Origin of the sequence: Phytohabitans maris, assembly GCF_031085175.1 — a bacterium.
GTDB lineage: Bacteria > Actinomycetota > Actinomycetes > Mycobacteriales > Micromonosporaceae > Phytohabitans > Phytohabitans maris.
The window spans coordinates 1-17,869 of record NZ_JAVHUY010000011.1 but is presented as its reverse complement, the minus strand read 5'-3'; the positions used below and the strand labels follow the sequence as shown (position 1 = coordinate 17,869).

Here is a 17,869-nt window from a genome sequence, read left to right as displayed (position 1 = left end):
ATCCGCATGGACATCAGCATCTACTCGAGCTTTCTTCCGCAGGACGACCCGGAAGCGGCTATCGCCTTCTACCGTGACACCCTCGGTTTCGAGGTCCGCCAGGACGTCGGATATGGCGGGAAGCGCTGGATCACGGTGGGCCCCGCCGGCCAGCCCGGCACCTCAATCGTCCTGCACCCGCCGGGCGTCGACCCCGGCATCACCGACGACGAGCGCCGTACCATCCTCGAGATGATGGCCAAGGGCACCTACGCCGGCATCCTCCTGGCGACACCCGACCTGGACGGCACCTTCGATCGGGTGCAGGCCAGCGACGCCGACGTCGTCCAGGAGCCGACCGACCAGCCCTACGGGGTTCGCGACTTCGCCGTCCGTGACCCCGCCGGCAACCTGATCCGCATCCAGGAACGCCGCTGAGCGGACCGACAACGCCACCCAACAACCAACGAACGAAGACCGAGAACAGAACCCCCTAATGGAGAGACGATGCCGCACGTCGCCGACAGCCACGATCTGATCCGCGTGCAGGGCGCGCGCGAGAACAACCTCAAGGACGTGAGTGTCGAGCTGCCGAAGCGCCGCCTGACCGTGTTCACCGGTGTCTCCGGCTCGGGCAAGAGCTCGCTGGTGTTCGCGACGATCGCCGCCGAGTCGCAGCGGATGATCAACGAGACCTACAGCGCGTTCGTGCAGGGTTTCATGCCGACGCTGGCGCGGCCGGAGGTCGACCTGCTCGACGGGCTGACCACGGCGATCATCGTCGACCAGGAGCGGATGGGGGCCAACCCGCGCTCCACGGTCGGTACCGCCACCGACGCCAACGCCATGCTGCGGATCCTCTTCAGCCGCCTCGGCAAACCGCACATCGGCTCGCCCAACGCGTACTCGTTCAACGTCCCCTCGGTGCGGGCCAGTGGCGCGATCACGGTCGAGCGGGGAAACAAGACGAAGGCCGAGAAGGCGACCTTCACCCGCCTCGGCGGCATGTGCCCGCGCTGTGAGGGCATGGGCTCGGTCACCGACATCGACCTCTCCGCCCTGTACGACGACAGCAAGTCCCTGAACGAGGGCGCGCTCACCATCCCCGGCTACAGCATGGACGGCTGGTACGGGCGCATCTTCCGCGGCGCCGGCTACTTCGACCCGGACAAGCCGATCCGCAAGTACACCAAGAAGGAGCTGCACGACCTCCTCCACCGGGAGCCGACGAAGATCAAGGTCGACGGGATCAACCTGACGTACTCGGGCCTGATCCCGCAGATCCAGAAGTCGTACCTCTCCAAGGACGTCGACGCGCTGCAGCCGCACATCCGCGCGTTCGTGGAGCGGGCCGTGACGTTCACGACCTGCCCGGACTGCGGCGGCACCCGGCTCAGCCAGGAGGCCCGCTCTTCGAAGATCAACGGCAAGAACATCGCCGACGTCTGCTCCATGCAGATCAGCGACCTGGCCGAGTGGATCCGGGGCCTCGACGAGCCGTCGGTGGCGCCGCTGCTGAGTGGGCTGCAGCACCTGCTCGACTCGTTCGCGGAGATTGGTTTGGGTTATCTCTCGCTCGACCGGCCCTCGGGCACGCTCTCCGGCGGCGAGGCGCAGCGCACCAAGATGATCCGCCACCTCGGCTCGTCGCTCACCGACGTCACCTACGTCTTCGACGAGCCGACGATCGGCCTGCACCCGCACGACATCGAGCGGATGAACGACCTGCTGCTGCGGCTCCGCGACAAGGGCAACACCGTGCTGGTCGTGGAACACAAGCCTGAGACCATCGCGATCGCCGACCACGTCGTCGACCTCGGCCCGGGCGCCGGCACGGGGGGCGGCACGGTCTGCTTCGAGGGAACGGTCGACGGGCTGCGCGGCAGCGACACGATCACCGGCCGCCACCTGGACGACCGCACCTCCCTCAAGGAGTCGGTGCGCAAGTCTTCGGAGGTGCTGGAGGTCCGCGGCGCGTCCGCGCACAACCTCCAGGACGTCGACGTCGACATCCCGCTCGGCGTGCTCTGCGTGGTCACCGGCGTCGCCGGCTCCGGCAAGAGCTCGCTGATCCACGGCTCGGTCGCCGGCCGCGACGGCGTGGTGGTGATCGACCAGGGCGCGATCCGCGGTTCCCGGCGCAGCAACCCGGCCACGTACACCGGGCTGCTCGAGCCGATCCGCAAAGCCTTCGCGAAGGCCAACGGCGTGAAGCCGGCCCTCTTCAGCGCCAACTCCGAGGGCGCCTGCCCCACCTGCAACGGCGCCGGCGTCATCTACACCGACCTGGGAGTCATGGCCACGGTCGAGTCCACCTGCGAGGACTGCGAGGGGAAGCGGTTCCAGGCGGCCGTGCTGGAGTACACGCTGGGTGGCCGCGACATCGCCGAGGTGCTCGCGATGTCGGTGACCGAGGCCGAGGAGTTCTTCGGCGCCGGCGAGGCGCGCACGCCCGCCGCGCACGCCATCCTCGACCGGCTGGCCGATGTCGGGCTCGGCTACCTCAGCCTCGGCCAGCCGCTCACCACCCTCTCCGGCGGCGAGCGGCAGCGGCTCAAGCTCGCCACCCGCATGGCCGAGAAGGGCGGCGTCTACGTCCTCGACGAGCCGACCACCGGCCTCCACCTGGCCGACGTCGAGCAGCTGCTCGGCCTGCTCGACCGGCTGGTCGACTCCGGCAAGTCGGTCATCGTCATCGAACACCACCAGGCGGTCATGGCACACGCCGACTGGCTCATCGACCTCGGCCCCGGCGCCGGCCACGACGGCGGCCGGATCGTCTTCGAGGGCACCCCCGCCGACCTGGTCGCCGCCCGCGCCACCCTCACCGGCCAGCACCTGGCCGCCTACGTCGGCGCCTGACCCTTACCCCCCGCCCGTGATCAAAGCTCCCTTCAAGCCGCTAGAGCGACGTGGAGGGAGCTTCGATCACGGCCGATGGCGCCCGCCGCCGTGGCAGGGGCAGCCGGCGGCGGCTGGTACCACGCCCGGGGCGGGCCGGCGTCGAGCGGCCGCCTCGATGTCGGCGAGCATCCGCTGCCGGGCGGCGGGATCGATGAGGTGGCCGCGCACGAAGACACTGTCGATACGCGTGGTGTTGGCGATGTCGTGAAGCGGGTCGGCGTCCAGCAGTACCAGATCGGCGACCTTGCCCCGCTCGACCGTGCCCTGGTCGCGGCGGCCCAGGCTGCGCGCCGGCTCCAGCGTGGCCGCCCGCAGCGCCTGCGCCGGCGTCAGGCCGGCCCGCACCAGGAAGCGCAGTTCGTCGTGGAGGCTGAAGCCGGGCATAAGGTACGCGGTGCCCAGGTCGGTGCCGGTCATCAGCGGTACGCCGGCGCGGGCCAACTCGCCGGCCAGCCGCACCCGGCGCTCGAAGAGCTCGCGGCGCTCGGCGCTCTCCCGCGGCGTGCGCCCCTTGAGGTAGATGGTCTCCGTCGCCCACTGCCAGTAACCGAGCGTGTCCGCGCTCACGTACCGGAACCGCGGGTCGTCGTGCGGCACCTCGTCCGGCACGTCGCAGGTCCAGTGCACGGTGAGCGTGGGCGTGACGTACGTGCCGTTGCGGGCCAGCCGCTCGAAGACCCGGGCCGCCTTGCCACGGTCGTAGCTCCGCGCCGCCGCGTACTCGATGGGGTGGAGTTTGGTGAACCACCCGGCGTAGTCGCCGCCGGCGATCCGGGTGCGGGCTATCTCGCGGCGTAGCCGCGGCTCGTCGCGGGAGGTGTCGTACCAGAATTCGAAGAGGTGCTCGATACTGTGCAGCCCGGCGTCGCTCGCCTCGGTGAGCTGGACGAAGTCCGGCACGTGCCCCAGAAACGGTATGCCCACCCGGCGCGACTCGGCGGCGATCGCGTGAAACGACTCGCGGCTGAGCCGGGTGTACGTCTTGACGAACTCGGCCCCGGCCTCCGCCTCCCGGCGTACCGCCGCGCGCCCCTGCGCCGGGCCGGCGACCGCGATGTACGGCACGCCGAGCCCTTCCCACAGCGACGGCGCACCGTCCACGATGGAGCTGCCGACGGTCCAGCGGGGGCCGAGCCGCGTACCCGCCTCGATCTCCCGCCGCCAGCCGCGGACCGCCTCGCTGGCGGACATCTGGCGGGTGGTGGTGACGCCGTTCACCACGTACATCTCGGGGTCGGTCGGGTCGATCTCGGTCGCGTGCGTGTGCATGTCGGCGAGGCCCGGGATGAGGAACTTCCCGCGGCCGTCGACCACCCGCGCGCCGTGCGGCACCGGCACCCGGTGGAGGTCGCCGGCGTCCAGGACGCGGCCGGCGCGGATCAGGATGTTCTGGTGACGGCGCGCCCCGCCCACCGCGTCGATCACGGTGACCCCCGTCACCGCCGTGATCTCGATGGCCGGCGTGGCCCCCGCCGCTCCGGCCCGGCCCAGCCCGACCGCCGCGCCGGCCACACCCGCCACCGCTCCGGCCAGCATCGAACGCCGGGAAATCGTGCCTGCCATGATCACTCCTCCTGCCGTCACAACCTGTCGCCGACCACTCTCGGGCCGCCACGTCGGCGGGTCAGTGGGGCTGAGCGCCCAGGCTGGGTGGGGAAACCCCTACCTCGGGGTGGGCGACCCGCGCGCCGGCTCTACACTCGACCGAGCCGCTATTGCGTCCGCGCGACGCCGCACGGCCCACAAGCCGGAAAGATCCATCGAGGAGTACGCCTGTGAAGAGCACCGTCGAGACCCTGAGCCCGACCCGGGTGCGGCTCGCCATCGAGGTGCCGTTCGTCGAGCTCGAGCCGAGCCTCAAGAAGGCGTACCGGGAGATCGCCTCGCAGGTCCAGATCCCCGGCTTCCGCCGGGGCAAGGTGCCCGCGGCCGTGATCGACCAGCGGGTCGGCCGCGCCGCCGTGATCAACGAGGCCATCCAGGAGGCGATCCCGGCCCAGATCCTGGCCGCCGTGCGCGAGCACGACGTCAAGATGCTCGGCCGGCCCGAGCTGGAGACGTTCCCGGAGATCCAGGACGGCCAGCCGCTGGTGTTCACCGCCGAGATCGACGTGCGGCCGGAGATCACGTTGCCCGACCTCTCCACGATCGAGATCAGCGTCGACGAGCTGCAGATCGCCGACAGCGAGATCGACGACCAGGTCAGCGGGTTGCGCGAGCGCTTCGCCACGCTCAAGACCGTCGAGCGGCCGGCCCAGGAGGGCGACTACGTCCAGATCGACCTGGCCGCGACCGTCGACGGCGAGGAGGTGCCGGGCGGTTCGGCCACCAACATCTCCCACGAGGTCGGCAGCAAGCAGTTGCTCCCCGGCCTCGACGAGGTGCTCGTCGGCCTGTCGGCGGGCGACTCCGCCACGTTCGTGTCGCAGCTGGTCGGCGGCGACTTCGCCGGCCGTGACGCGGACGTCTCGGTGACGGTCCGCACGGTCAAGGAAAAGCAGCTGCCCGAGCTGGACGACGAGTTCGCCCAGCTGGCCAGCGAGTTCGACACGCTCGACGAGCTCCGTGACGACCTGCGCGAGCGGGTCACCCGGGTCAAGAAGGTGGAGCAGCTCTACGCGGCCCGCGACAAGGCGCTCGCCGAGCTGGTCAAGGTCGCCGACGTGCCGGCCCCCGAGGGTGTCGTGCGCGAGGAGGTCGAGCACCGCAAGGAGGCGATGACCGACCAGCTGGAGCGGATCGGCGCCTCCCTGGAGGAGTACCTCGCGGCGGAGGAGAAGACCGAGGAGCAGATCGACACCGAGCTGACCGACGCGGCCACCGAGGGTGTCAAGATCCAGCTCCTGCTCGACACGCTGGCCGACGCCGAAGAGGTGCAGGTCTCCGACGACGAGTTCGGCCACGAGATCATGCACCGTGCCCAGCGGGCCGGCGTGCAGCCGCAGCAGTACTACGACCAGCTCGTCCGGGCGGGCACCGCCGGCGCCGTCTTCGGCGACGTCCGCCGGGGCAAGGCGCTCGCGCTGGTCATGGAGCGGATCAAGATCACCGATTCGGCCGGCAACGAGCTGAACATGGACGACCTCCGCGGCGGGAGCGCCGACGAGCACGATCACGACCACGACCACTGAGATGGGGTACCGGCGGCGGCGCGCCCGTGCGCTGAGAGCGAACGTTGCGGTCGCGGCTGCCACCAGTGGCTAAGGTCGGTCGTACGGAGACAATTGCGAAGGGCTTGCCATGACCGATCAGCATTTTCCTGTGATGCCCTCGCGGGCGATCGAGGCCCGCGGCGGCGACGCGCTCAGTGGCAACCTCGACGACACGGTCTACAACCGCCTGCTCAAGGAGCGGATCGTCTTCCTGGGCAGTGAGGTGACCGACAACGTGGCCAACCGCATCTGCGCGCAGCTGCTGCTGCTCGCGGCGGAAGACCCGTCCCGGGACATCTACCTGTACATCAACTCGCCCGGTGGCTCGGTCTACTCCGGTATGGCGATCTACGACACCATGCAGTTCATCGACAACGACGTGCAGACGATCGCGATGGGCATGGCCGCGTCGATGGGGCAGCTGCTGCTCTGCGCCGGCGCCCGGGGCAAGCGGTTCGCGCTCCCGCACGCGCGGATCATGATGCACCAGCCGTCCGGTGGCATGGGGGGCACGGCCTCCGACATCGCCATCCAGGCCGAGCAGATGCTGTACACGAAGCGGATGTTCCAGGAGCGGGTCGCGTTCCACACGGGGCAGACGCAGGCGCAGATCGAGGCCGACTCCGACCGGGACCGCTGGTTTACGGCTCAGGAGGCCAAGGACTACGGGTTCATCGACCACGTGATCACCGGGGCGACCCAGGTCCCGTCCGGCGCCGGCACGCTGAGCTGAGGAAGACACCATGACTGAACTACAGATTCCGGCGGGCCTCCGCGAGGTCCACAACCGGTACATCATTCCGTCGTTCGTCGAGCGCACGTCGTACGGGGTGAAGGAGTCCAACCCGTACAACAAGATGTTCGAGGACCGGATCATCTTCCTCGGCGTGCAGGTCGACGACGCCTCGGCCAACGACGTGATGGCGCAGCTGCTGACGCTCGAGGGCACCGACCCCGACCGCGACATCACGATGTACATCAACTCGCCCGGTGGCTCGTTCACGGCCATGACGGCGATCTACGACACGATGCAGTACGTCCGTCCCGACATCGTGACGGTCTGCCTCGGGCAGGCGGCCAGCGCGGCCGCGGTGCTTCTGGCGGCCGGCACGCCGGGCAAGCGGATGGCGCTGCCGCACTCGCGGATCATCATCCACCAGCCGGCCACCGAGGGCGGCTACGGGCAGGGCTCGGACATCGAGATCCAGGCCCGGGAGATCATGCGGATGCGCACCCAGCTGGAAGACCTGCTGGCGGTGCACTCGCGGCAGGCGGTCGAAAAGGTCCGCAAGGACATCGACCGTGACAAGATCATGACGGCCGAGGAGGCCAAGGAGTACGGGCTGGTCGACACGGTGCTGGCCAGCCGCAAGAAGGGCCTCGTCGCCGCCGCGAGCGCGAGCTGACCCTCGGGCGGTCAGGGGCGGGTCGGTCCTCGTAGACTGGCTAGCCCCTGACACACCCATTTTGGGGGTCGGATTACGCCCAAGCAGCGGGTAACGTCGAGGTGCACAGCACACATGCCCCGGCCCTCCCGGGGTGCGATCGGGGATCCACGAGGCAGGACCGTCCTCAGGCCAGGGCCGGCATTCCGGCCGATGAGCGCAGGGAGAACGTAGGTGGCACGGATCGGCGACGGCGGCGACCTACTGAAGTGCTCGTTCTGCGGCAAGTCGCAGAAGCAGGTCAAGAAGCTCATCGCGGGCCCGGGGGTCTACATCTGCGACGAGTGCATCGACCTCTGTAACGAGATCATCGAGGAAGAGCTGGCCGAGTCGGGCGAGGTCAAGTGGGAAGAGCTTCCCAAGCCCATGGAGATCTGCCAGTTCCTCGACCAGTACGTGGTGGGCCAGGACCAGGCGAAAAAGGCGCTCGCCGTGGCGGTCTACAACCACTACAAGCGCATCCAGGCAGAGGCGGCCGGCGCGCCCGGGTCCGGTGGTGAAGCGGTCGAGTTGGCCAAGTCCAACATCCTGCTCATCGGCCCTACGGGCTGCGGCAAGACCCACCTGGCGCAGACGCTCGCCCGCATGCTCAACGTGCCGTTCGCCATCGCCGACGCCACCGCGCTCACCGAGGCGGGATACGTCGGCGAGGATGTGGAAAACATCCTGCTCAAGCTCATCCAGGCCGCTGACTACGACATCAAGCGCGCCGAGACCGGGATCATCTACATCGACGAAGTTGACAAGATCGCAAGAAAGAGCGAAAACCCGTCGATCACCCGGGACGTCTCCGGCGAGGGCGTGCAGCAGGCACTGCTCAAGATCCTGGAGGGTACGGTCGCCAACGTGCCGCCGCAGGGCGGGCGCAAGCACCCCCACCAGGAGTTCATCCAGATCGACACCACCAACGTGCTGTTCATCTGCGGTGGCGCGTTCGCCGGCCTCGACCGGATCATCGAGTCGCGGGTCGGCAAGGGCGGGCTCGGCTTCGGCGCCCACCTCCGGGCCGTCTCCGACCGCTCGACCGACGACGTCTTCAGCCAGGTCATGCCGGAAGACATGCTCAAGTTCGGCCTGATCCCCGAGTTCATCGGCCGGCTTCCGGTGATCACCACGGTGCGCAACCTCGACCGCCAGGCGCTCATCAAGATCCTGACCGAGCCGCGCAACGCCTACGTGAAGCAGTACCAGCGCCTCTTCGAGCTCGACGGCGTGGAACTGGAGTTCGACACCGCCGCGCTCGAGGCCATCGCCGACCAGGCAATGCTCCGCGGCACCGGCGCCCGCGGCCTGCGCGCCATCATGGAGGAGGTCCTCCTCTCCGTGATGTACGAGGTGCCCAGCAACCCCGACGCCGCCCGCGTGCTGATCACCCGCGAGGTCGTCATGGAGAACGTGTACCCGACGATCGTTCCGCGCGAGTTCACCGGTCGCCGGCGCCGCGAGCACCGCGAGGAGAAGACCGCATAAAGCGGATCATCGGTCCACGCCAGCGAGAAATGCGGCGACGTCGGCGCCGATCTGGTCCGGGTATTCGCCGTTGATCGCATGTGACGCGTCCGGGTAGATCTTCACGGTGCCGGCCCGGAGGGCTTTTCGCGCCACCGCGGCGGCGTGGGCGGTGTCGTGCATGCGCGACTTCCCGGCGAGCAGGGCGAGGGTCGGCGTCCGCACCTGGGACAGCTGCTGCTCGGTCAGCCTCGTCGGCGCGGAGAGCTTGATCACGTACGCCTGCATCCCCGCCTCGATCATGCGAGCTACCGGGACGTCCTCGACCGGCGCGCCGTTGGCGGTCCAGCTGGCGAAGCCGTCCCGCCATGACTTGGGAAACCAGCGGACGCTGGCCGGGATCGACCGGACGATCGCCTCGGGGGAGAGGTCGGCGAAGACCATCACGGGGTCGAGCACGATGACGCCGGCCAGCTTCTCCGGCCGGTGGACGGCCAGGTTCATCGCGGTCCAGCCGCCGATCGAAAGGCCGAAGAGGTGCAGCCGCGGCTCGGGCAGGGCGGCAAGCACCTCATGCAACCACTGGTCAGTGGCCACCGCACTAGGCCCTGGGACCGCCACTCTCCGAGCGGCGGTCCCACTCGGTGTTGGGCACGATCGCGACCATCACCAGGCGGGTGTCCTGGCTGGCGTCGTTGCGGTAGCTGTGGGGGCGGTCGGCGAGGAAGTCGATGGTTTGACCGGCCGTAACGGTGTGGTCTGTGCCGTCGACCGTCAGGGTCAGGGTGCCGTCGAGGATGTGGAGCACCTCGCGCGTGCCGGGCATGTGGTTTTCGGAGGTGTGACGTTCACCGGGGGCGAGGCGCCACTCCCAGAGCTCGACGAAGCTCGGGTCGTTCATGCCGCGCAGCAGCCGCCCGTAGCCGCCCTCACCGCCGCGCCAGAGCTGGGGCGCGGACTCCGCGTCGGAGATCCGCACGGTGCGCTCCTCGGCGGGCTCCAGCAGCCGCGCGATCGTCACGCCGAACGCGTCCGCGATCCGCACCAGCGTCCCCACGCTCGGGTTCGTGCGGGCGGCCTCGATCTGCACCACCATGCCCTTGCTGACCCCTGAACGGCCGGCCAGCTCGTCGAGGGACCAGCCGCGCGCGGTGCGCAGCGCGCGTACGTGTCCGGCCACCGCCGCGGTGAGCGCTGCCACAGTGTCGGTCAACAGAGTGTCCTTCGTGGTCAATATTGTGGTACGACTGCACGGTGACTCCCATTGTGCTCGCCGCCCTCTCCGCCCTGATCTGGGGCACCGCCGACTACTCCGGCGGCCGGGCTTCGCAGCGCGCCCACCCCCTCGCGGTCACCGTGATCTCCCAGGCGCTCTGCCTGCCCACACTGGCGCTCTGCGTGATCCTGCTGCCCGGCACGCCGAGCGCGGCCGACCTGGCGTGGGGCGCGAGCAGCGGCCTGGCCGGGTTCGTCGGGATCGTGCTCCTCTACCGGGCGCTCGCCGGCGGCGCGATGGCGGTGGTCGCCCCGCTCGCGGCGGTCACAGCGGCGGTGGTGCCGATCGGGATCGGGCTGCTCACCGACCGTACCCCCGGAATGCTCGCCCTCGGCGGCGCCGGACTCGCGGTCGTCGCCATCGGGCTGGTCAGCCTGACGCCGCAGGCGGGCCGCACCGCGGTCTCGCCGCGGCTGATCGTGATGTCGCTGGTGGCCGGGGTGTTCTTCGGGCTCTTCTTCGCGCTGCTCGGCCAGTCCACCGAAGAGGCGGGCATGTGGCCGCTCGCCGCGGGGAGGCTCACCTCCGTCGGGGTCGGCGCCGCGATCCTCCTTGGCACGCGGACCGTGGCGCGCCTGCCCCGTCCGGCGCTCGGCTGGGCGGCGGTGGCCGGCACGCTGGAGATCATCGCGAACGCGTTCTACCTCGCCGCGGCGGTGCGCGGGCACCTGAGCATCGTCGCCGCGGTCGCCGCCCTGTACCCGGTGAGCACCGTCCTGCTCGCGCTCGCCGTCGACCGCGAGCGGCTGCGGCCGGTGCAGATCGCCGGCCTCGGCCTCGCGGCTACGGCGCTCGTGCTCGCGACCACGTAGCCTGGCGTCATGCGCGTCGCCGTGTGCCAACTCAACGCCCGCGAAGACCGTGCCGCCAACCTCGCCGCCGCCGGCGAGCTGCTGGACAAGGCCGCCGCGAGCGGGGTCGATCTCGCGATCCTCCCGGAGTACGTCGACTATCTCGGCCCGGGCGCGGGCGCGCCGAAGCCGGAGGGGGCCGACGGCGAGTTCGGGGCGTTCTTCTCGGAGAGGGCGCGGTCGCTGGGGATGTGGGTGCTCGCCGGGTCGTTCCACGAGACCGGGCCGGACGCCGAGCGGACGTACAACACGTCGCTGCTCTTCGACCGTGGCGGCGACCTCGCGGCCAGCTACCGCAAGATCCACCTGTACGACGTGGAGATTCCCGGCCGCGTCTCGTACCACGAGTCGCGCTCTGTCGCCCCTGGGACGGAGGCCGTGGTGGTCGACGTCGAGGGCGTCCCGGTCGGCCTCTCGATCTGCTACGACCTGCGCTTTCCCGAGCTCTACCGCCGCCTGGCCGTGGCCGGGGCGCAGGTGCTCGTGGTGCCGGCCGCGTTCATGACGCACACCGGCCGGGATCACTGGGAGGTGCTGCTGCGGGCCCGGGCGATCGAAAACCAGTGCTACGTGCTGGCCGCCGGGCAGATCGGTGACCACGAGCCGAGGCGTACGTGCTTCGGCCGGAGCATGGTGATCGACCCGTGGGGGACGGTCGTCGCCCAGGCGCCGGACACGATCGGCGTAACCGTGGCCGACATCGACCTCGACCGGCTGGCCTCGATCCGCCAGGAACTGCCCAGCCTGGCCAACCGCCGGCTCTAACGGCTCGTCAGCTCCAGAGCACCCCGATCACTGTGAGCCCGACCACGACGCCGCCGCTGATCAGCATCATCGTGGTCATCCGGGAGGGTCCGCGCATGACGAGGCGGTGCACCGAGCCGACGATCGCGACCAGCACGACGGCCCCGATCACCAGCTGCCAAAACGGCAGGAGCAGGCCGAGCAGCGCGTCTTCGGCGAGGACCATGGACCAACTCTTCCACGCTCGACGGCAGAGCACGTGCCACGGCGCGGGATCAGCACCGCGCGGCACGCGGTCTCAGACAGTGACGACAGCTGATTTGCGTTCCGTCGATCATCCGCGTAACTTTCTCTCTGCCCACAGGGGACGGACATAACGGCCGAAACCAGGGCGCGGGCGGTGCGATCGACCGGGAAACCGGATTTGAGATTGCGAAGCCGACCGGGTAGGGTAGACAAGCCGGCAGGAGCCGGGCGGATGCGGTGCCAAGCGTCTCAGGGCGCGGGAGCCGATCGGCCGGTCTGTAAGCTTCCCCCGCAAGACGACTCACCGGGCGACCGGCGTGCTGCGGCGCGGGGACCTTTCGGGCGATGCGAAGTTGAGCCAAAGATCCGGCTTGACACAGCGAAGTCGACCGGGTAAGTTAGGCGAGTTGCCCCGCGAGCGGGGCCCCCGATACGGGGGTTTCGATTGTGGTGTGTGTTTGTTCTTTGAGAACTCAACAGGGTGTTTGTATATGCCAGTGCCAAGTTTGGTTTATACCTCGTTGCCCCTTTTTTTGGGGTGATGGTTCCTTTGGCAACTTTTGTTGCTGGGATGCTTTTCAAGTTTTTGTTGGAGAGTTTGATCCTGGCTCAGGACGAACGCTGGCGGCGTGCTTAACACATGCAAGTCGAGCGGAAAGGCCCTTTGGGGTACTCGAGCGGCGAACGGGTGAGTAACACGTGAGTAACCTGCCTCTGGCTTTGGGATAACCCTCGGAAACGGGGGCTAATACCGGATATTCACATTCTGTCGCATGGTGGGGTGTGGAAAGTTTTTCGGCTGGGGATGGGCTCGCGGCCTATCAGCTTGTTGGTGGGGTGATGGCCTACCAAGGCGACGACGGGTAGCCGGCCTGAGAGGGCGACCGGCCACACTGGGACTGAGACACGGCCCAGACTCCTACGGGAGGCAGCAGTGGGGAATATTGCACAATGGGCGGAAGCCTGATGCAGCGACGCCGCGTGAGGGATGACGGCCTTCGGGTTGTAAACCTCTTTCAGCAGGGACGAAGCGTAAGTGACGGTACCTGCAGAAGAAGCGCCGGCCAACTACGTGCCAGCAGCCGCGGTAAGACGTAGGGCGCGAGCGTTGTCCGGATTTATTGGGCGTAAAGAGCTCGTAGGCGGCTTGTCGCGTCGACTGTGAAATCCCGTGGCTCAACTGCGGGTCTGCAGTCGATACGGGCAGGCTAGAGTTCGGTAGGGGAGACTGGAATTCCTGGTGTAGCGGTGAAATGCGCAGATATCAGGAGGAACACCGGTGGCGAAGGCGGGTCTCTGGGCCGATACTGACGCTGAGGAGCGAAAGCGTGGGGAGCGAACAGGATTAGATACCCTGGTAGTCCACGCTGTAAACGTTGGGCGCTAGGTGTGGGGGGCCTCTCCGGTTCTCTGTGCCGCAGCTAACGCATTAAGCGCCCCGCCTGGGGAGTACGGCCGCAAGGCTAAAACTCAAAGGAATTGACGGGGGCCCGCACAAGCGGCGGAGCATGCGGATTAATTCGATGCAACGCGAAGAACCTTACCTGGGTTTGACATCATCGCAAATCTCGCAGAGATGCGGGGTCCTTCGGGGGCGGTGACAGGTGGTGCATGGCTGTCGTCAGCTCGTGTCGTGAGATGTTGGGTTAAGTCCCGCAACGAGCGCAACCCTCGTTCGATGTTGCCAGCGGTTCGGCCGGGGACTCATCGAAGACTGCCGGGGTCAACTCGGAGGAAGGTGGGGATGACGTCAAGTCATCATGCCCCTTATGTCCAGGGCTTCACGCATGCTACAATGGCCGGTACAAAGGGCTGCGATACCGTGAGGTGGAGCGAATCCCAAAAAGCCGGTCTCAGTTCGGATCGGGGTCTGCAACTCGACCCCGTGAAGTCGGAGTCGCTAGTAATCGCAGATCAGCAACGCTGCGGTGAATACGTTCCCGGGCCTTGTACACACCGCCCGTCACGTCACGAAAGTCGGCAACACCCGAAGCCGGTGGCCCAACCCTTGTGGAGGGAGCCGTCGAAGGTGGGGCTGGCGATTGGGACGAAGTCGTAACAAGGTAGCCGTACCGGAAGGTGCGGCTGGATCACCTCCTTTCTAAGGAGCACCATTCGCTGTAATGGCGGTATGGAGCCCGTGGCCCGCGAGTGTCGGGTTGGGGTGCTCATTTGGCGGAGACACTGGCGAACATGTTCTGCTGGCAACGGCCGATCATACCTAGTACTGCGGTCGCAAGACACGCGTGGAACGGTTTGGGGTTGGTGCGGCTGGTGGGGGATGGCACATGACACCCTGTTGAGTCCTGAGAGAACAAACTGCGGCCCCCCGGGAAGGTTGGGGGTGGGGTTTGGTTTTCTTGGTGGAGAAGTGCCAGGCATGGCCTGCTCTGACATACCGGTCACGGTGGTGGCGAGGTGTTGGGGTGTGGGGTTGTGGGTTGGTTGTTTGTTGAGATTTGCATAGTGGACGCGAGCATCTTTGTGGTCAAGTTGTCAAGGGCGGACGGTGGATGCCTTGGCACCAGGAGCCGATGAAGGACGTGGGAGGCCGCGATAGGCCTGGGGGAGCTGTCAACCGAGCTGTGATCCCAGGGTGTCCGAATGGGGTAACCCGGCACTAGTTGTGTGGTGTCACCTGCATCTGAATGCATAGGGTGTAGGGGGGAACGTGGGGAAGTGAAACATCTCAGTACCTGCAGGAAGAGAAAACAATTGTGATTCCGTGAGTAGTGGCGAGCGAAAGCGGATGTAGGCTAAACCGGTTGCGTGTGATACCTGTCAGGGGTTGCGTGGTCGGGGTTGTGGGAGCCCGCTTGTCGTGCTGACACACGGCGGAGGAGTTACAAAGTTTGTTGCTAGTTGAATGGTCTGGAAAGGCTGACCGTAGACGGTGATAGTCCGGTAGGCGAAAGCAGCAAACCTTCTGTGGGTTTTCCCGAGTAGCGGCGCACTCGTGGAATGTGCCGTGAATCTGCCAGGACCACCTGGTAAGCCTGAATACTCCCTGGTGACCGATAGCGGACGAGTACCGTGAGGGAATGGTGAAAAGTACCCCGGGAGGGGAGTGAAATAGTACCTGAAACCGTTCGCCTACAATCCGTCGGAGCTTTGCATCTTTTGGGTGTGGGGTGACGGCGTGCCTTTTGAAGAATGAGCCTGCGAGTTAGTGGCATGTGGCGAGGTTAACCCGGGTGGGGTAGCCGTAGCGAAAGCGAGTCTGAAGAGGGCGTTGAGTCGCGTGTTCTAGACCCGAAGCGGGGTGATCTAGCCATGGGCAGGCTGAAGCGCGGGTAAGACCGTGTGGAGGGCCGAACCCACCAACGTTGAAAAGTTGGGGGATGACCTGTGGTTAGGGGTGAAAGGCCAATCAAACTCCGTGATAGCTGGTTCTCCCCGAAATGCATTTAGGTGCAGCGTTGCGTGTTTCTTGCCGGAGGTAGAGCACTGGATGGTCTAGGGGCCCTACAAGGTTACCGAAATCAGCTAAACTCCGAATGCCGGTAAGTGAGAGCGTGGCAGTGAGACTGCGGGGGATAAGCTTCGTAGTCGAGAGGGAAACAGCCCAGATCACCAGCTAAGGCCCCTAAGCGTGTGCTAAGTGGAAAAGGATGTGGGGTCGCTTAGACAACCAGGAGGTTGGCTTAGAAGCAGCCATCCTTTAAAGAGTGCGTAATAGCTCACTGGTCAAGTGGTTCCGCGCCGACAATGTAGCGGGGCTCAAGTACACCGCCGAAGCTGTGGCATTCACATTTTGACTTCGCCTGGATTCTTTATGGGTTTGGGTGCAGGTGTGTGGATGGGTAGGGGAGCGTCGTGCCACGGGTGAAGCGGCCCTGTGAGGGAGTCGTGGACGTGGTACGAGTGAGAATGCAGGCATGAGTAGCGAGAGAAGGGTGAGAAACCCTTCCGCCGGATGACCAAGGGTTCCAGGGCCAGGTTATTCCGCCCTGGGTGAGTCGGGGCCTAAGGCGAGGCCGAGAGGCGTAGTCGATGGATAACGGGTTGATATTCCCGTACCCGCGAAGGAGCGACCATGATGAACCTATCTGTGCTAACCGCCCGAGCCGCTGAGACCTTCGGGTTGAGGTGGGGAGCGTGGGAACCTGGGTGGTAGTAGTCAAGCGATGGGGTGACGCAGGAAGGTAGCTGAGCCCGGCCGGTGGTTGTGCCGGGGTAAGCGTGTAGCCCGTGCCATAGGTAAATCCGTGGCGCATGTGGGTGAGGCGTGATGCCGAGCCGATTCAGGTGAAGTCAGTGATCCTATGCTGCCGAGAAAAGCCTCTAGCGAGTTTCGAGCGGCCCGTACCCTAAACCGACACAGGTGGTCAGGTAGAGAATACCGAGGCGTTCGGGTGAACTGTGGTTAAGGAACTCGGCAAATTGCCCCCGTAACTTAGGGAGAAGGGGGGCCGGACGCGTGAAGCCCCTTTTGCGGGTGGAGCGTGGTATGGCCGCAGAGAGCAGGGGGAAGCGACTGTTTACTAAAAACACAGGTCCATGCGAAGTCGTAAGACGCTGTATATGGACTGACGCCTGCCCGGTGCTGGAACGTTAAGGGGACCGGTTAGCTCTTTCGGGGGCGAGGCTGAGAACTTAAGCGCCAGTAAACGGCGGTGGTAACTATAACCATCCTAAGGTAGCGAAATTCCTTGTCGGGTAAGTTCCGACCTGCACGAATGGCGTAACGACTTCCCCACTGTCTCAACCACAGGCCCGGCGAAATTGCATTACGAGTAAAGATGCTCGTTACGCGCGGCAGGACGGAAAGACCCCGGGACCTTTACTATAGCTTGACATTGGTATTCGGACTTGATTGTGTAGGATAGGTGGGAGACTGTGAAGCTGGCACGCCAGTGTTGGTGGAGTCGTTGTTGAAATACCACTCTGTTGGGTTTGGGTATCTAACCCGGGCTCCTGATCGGGGTCGGGGACAGTGTCTGGTGGGTAGTTTAACTGGGGCGGTTGCCTCCTAAAGGGTAACGGAGGCGCCCAAAGGTTCCCTCAGCCTGGTTGGCAATCAGGTGTTGAGTGTAAGTGCACAAGGGAGCTTGACTGTGAGACTGACGGGTCGAGCAGGGACGAAAGTCGGGACTAGTGATCCGGCACTTGCGTGTGGAAGCGGTGTCGCTCAACGGATAAAAGGTACCCCGGGGATAACAGGCTGATCTTCCCCAAGAGTCCATATCGACGGGATGGTTTGGCACCTCGATGTCGGCTCGTCGCATCCTGGGGCTGTAGCAGGTCCCAAGGGTTGGGCTGTTCGCCCATTAAAGCGGTACGCGAGCTGGGTTTAGAACGTCGTGAGACAGTTCGGTCCCTATCCGCCGTGCGCGTAGGATACTTGAGAAGGGCTGTCCCTAGTACGAGAGGACCGGGACGGACGAACCTCTGGTGTGCCAGTTGTCCCGCCAGGGGCACGGCTGGTTGGCTACGTTCGGAAGGGATAACCGCTGAAAGCATCTAAGCGGGAAGCCTGCTTCGAGATGAGGTATCCCACCCTTGTGGGTTAAGGCCCCCAATAGACGATTGGGTTGATAGGCCAGAGCTGTAAGCCAGGTAACTGGTTGAGGTGACTGGTACTAATAGGCCGAGGACTTGACCTACAAAGCTGCTACGCGTCCACTATGCGAATCTGAACCAACAACCAGCCACCCGGATGGTTCGGGGTCGGGTGCGGGGTTGATAGGTTTATAGTGTTACGGCGGTCATGGCGGAGGGGAAACGCCCGGTCACATTCCGAACCCGGAAGCTAAGCCTTCCAGCGCCGATGGTACTGCACTCGGGAGGGTGTGGGAGAGTAGGACACCGCCGGACTTCTTA

12 protein-coding genes and 3 rRNA genes are annotated in these 17,869 nt (G+C 66.1%); 11 read left to right on the top strand and 4 right to left on the bottom strand.

Annotated features, from left to right (window positions below):
- Nucleotides 1-6: 6 nt before the first annotated feature.
- Together RB614_RS13445 and RB614_RS13440 are read left to right on the top strand one after the other, a co-directional pair.
- A complete protein-coding gene (locus RB614_RS13445) occupies nucleotides 7-417 on the top strand; it encodes a VOC family protein (protein ID WP_308712800.1) in 411 nt (136 codons plus the stop codon).
- Nucleotides 418-486: 69 nt separating this feature from the next.
- The gene (locus tag RB614_RS13440) at nucleotides 487-2,841 is read left to right on the top strand and encodes an ATP-binding cassette domain-containing protein (protein WP_308712799.1); all 2,355 of its coding nucleotides are present in this window, start codon (nucleotides 487-489) and stop codon (nucleotides 2,839-2,841) included.
- A gap of 66 nt (nucleotides 2,842-2,907) precedes the next feature.
- Here the strand turns inward: RB614_RS13440 and RB614_RS13435 are convergent, their stop codons facing one another.
- Nucleotides 2,908-4,446 (bottom strand): amidohydrolase family protein, encoded by a 1,539-nt coding sequence (locus RB614_RS13435; RefSeq protein WP_308712798.1) that lies wholly within the window; start codon nucleotides 4,444-4,446, stop codon nucleotides 2,908-2,910.
- A gap of 212 nt (nucleotides 4,447-4,658) precedes the next feature.
- Between RB614_RS13435 and tig the strand changes: the two genes are divergently transcribed.
- From tig to clpX, 4 genes are all read left to right on the top strand, one after another.
- Nucleotides 4,659-6,014 carry a trigger factor gene (gene tig / locus RB614_RS13430; RefSeq protein WP_308712797.1) on the top strand — a complete coding sequence of 452 codons (1,356 nt, stop codon included), beginning with the start codon at nucleotides 4,659-4,661 and terminating at the stop codon, nucleotides 6,012-6,014.
- Nucleotides 6,015-6,123: 109 nt separating this feature from the next.
- Nucleotides 6,124-6,768 carry an ATP-dependent Clp protease proteolytic subunit gene (locus RB614_RS13425; RefSeq protein ID WP_308712796.1) on the top strand — a complete coding sequence of 215 codons (645 nt, stop codon included), beginning with the start codon at nucleotides 6,124-6,126 and terminating at the stop codon, nucleotides 6,766-6,768.
- Nucleotides 6,769-6,778: 10 nt separating this feature from the next.
- Nucleotides 6,779-7,441: an ATP-dependent Clp protease proteolytic subunit gene (locus tag RB614_RS13420; RefSeq protein WP_308712795.1), complete on the top strand. Its 663-nt coding sequence runs from the start codon at nucleotides 6,779-6,781 to the stop codon at nucleotides 7,439-7,441.
- Nucleotides 7,442-7,654: 213 nt separating this feature from the next.
- Nucleotides 7,655-8,950: an ATP-dependent Clp protease ATP-binding subunit ClpX gene (clpX, locus tag RB614_RS13415; RefSeq protein ID WP_308712794.1), complete on the top strand. Its 1,296-nt coding sequence runs from the start codon at nucleotides 7,655-7,657 to the stop codon at nucleotides 8,948-8,950.
- 6 nt (nucleotides 8,951-8,956) lie between these two features.
- Here clpX and RB614_RS13410 read toward each other — a convergent pair whose 3' ends face one another.
- Complete coding sequence (locus RB614_RS13410) at nucleotides 8,957-9,526, bottom strand: alpha/beta fold hydrolase (protein WP_308712793.1); 570 nt, start codon at nucleotides 9,524-9,526, stop codon at nucleotides 8,957-8,959.
- A gap of 4 nt (nucleotides 9,527-9,530) precedes the next feature.
- Nucleotides 9,531-10,142 carry a helix-turn-helix domain-containing protein gene (locus RB614_RS13405; protein ID WP_308712792.1) on the bottom strand — a complete coding sequence of 204 codons (612 nt, stop codon included), beginning with the start codon at nucleotides 10,140-10,142 and terminating at the stop codon, nucleotides 9,531-9,533.
- Nucleotides 10,143-10,183: 41 nt separating this feature from the next.
- Here RB614_RS13405 and RB614_RS13400 point away from each other — a divergent pair, with 41 nt between their 5' ends.
- Both RB614_RS13400 and RB614_RS13395 read left to right on the top strand, forming a co-directional pair.
- Entirely contained in the window at nucleotides 10,184-11,017 is an 834-nt protein-coding gene (locus RB614_RS13400) for an EamA family transporter (RefSeq protein ID WP_308712791.1), read from the top strand.
- Between the two features lie 9 nt (nucleotides 11,018-11,026).
- Nucleotides 11,027-11,821 carry a carbon-nitrogen hydrolase family protein gene (locus tag RB614_RS13395; RefSeq protein ID WP_308712790.1) on the top strand — a complete coding sequence of 265 codons (795 nt, stop codon included), beginning with the start codon at nucleotides 11,027-11,029 and terminating at the stop codon, nucleotides 11,819-11,821.
- 7 nt (nucleotides 11,822-11,828) lie between these two features.
- Here the strand turns inward: RB614_RS13395 and RB614_RS13390 are convergent, their stop codons facing one another.
- The gene (locus RB614_RS13390) at nucleotides 11,829-12,026 is read right to left on the bottom strand and encodes a hypothetical protein (RefSeq protein ID WP_308712789.1); all 198 of its coding nucleotides are present in this window, start codon (nucleotides 12,024-12,026) and stop codon (nucleotides 11,829-11,831) included.
- Between the two features lie 606 nt (nucleotides 12,027-12,632).
- On the opposite strand from RB614_RS13390, the gene RB614_RS13385 reads away from it, so the two are divergent.
- The 3 genes from RB614_RS13385 to rrf all read left to right on the top strand — a co-directional run bounded on the left by RB614_RS13385 (nucleotide 12,633) and on the right by rrf (nucleotide 17,863).
- Nucleotides 12,633-14,147: ribosomal RNA gene (locus RB614_RS13385) — 16S ribosomal RNA — on the top strand.
- A 385-nt stretch (nucleotides 14,148-14,532) separates the two neighbouring features.
- Nucleotides 14,533-17,652 (top strand): 23S ribosomal RNA (locus tag RB614_RS13380).
- 94 nt (nucleotides 17,653-17,746) lie between these two features.
- Nucleotides 17,747-17,863 (top strand): 5S ribosomal RNA (gene rrf / locus RB614_RS13375).
- Together the 16S, 23S and 5S rRNA genes form the textbook arrangement of a ribosomal RNA operon.
- Nucleotides 17,864-17,869 lie beyond the last annotated feature (6 nt).

What these genes read in the sequence shown, in the direction of transcription:
- RB614_RS13395 (WP_308712790.1), top strand. Translation starts at nt 11,027, where the DNA reads ATGCGCGTCGCCGTGTGCCAACTCAACGCCCGCGAAGACCGTGCCGCC.
- RB614_RS13390 (WP_308712789.1), bottom strand. Translation starts at nt 12,026, where the DNA reads ATGGTCCTCGCCGAAGACGCGCTGCTCGGCCTGCTCCTGCCGTTTTGG.
- RB614_RS13420 (WP_308712795.1), top strand. Translation starts at nt 6,779, where the DNA reads ATGACTGAACTACAGATTCCGGCGGGCCTCCGCGAGGTCCACAACCGG.
- RB614_RS13445 (WP_308712800.1), top strand. Translation starts at nt 7, where the DNA reads ATGGACATCAGCATCTACTCGAGCTTTCTTCCGCAGGACGACCCGGAA.
- RB614_RS13425 (WP_308712796.1), top strand. Translation starts at nt 6,124, where the DNA reads ATGACCGATCAGCATTTTCCTGTGATGCCCTCGCGGGCGATCGAGGCC.
- RB614_RS13435 (WP_308712798.1), bottom strand. Translation starts at nt 4,446, where the DNA reads ATGGCAGGCACGATTTCCCGGCGTTCGATGCTGGCCGGAGCGGTGGCG.
- RB614_RS13440 (WP_308712799.1), top strand. Translation starts at nt 487, where the DNA reads ATGCCGCACGTCGCCGACAGCCACGATCTGATCCGCGTGCAGGGCGCG.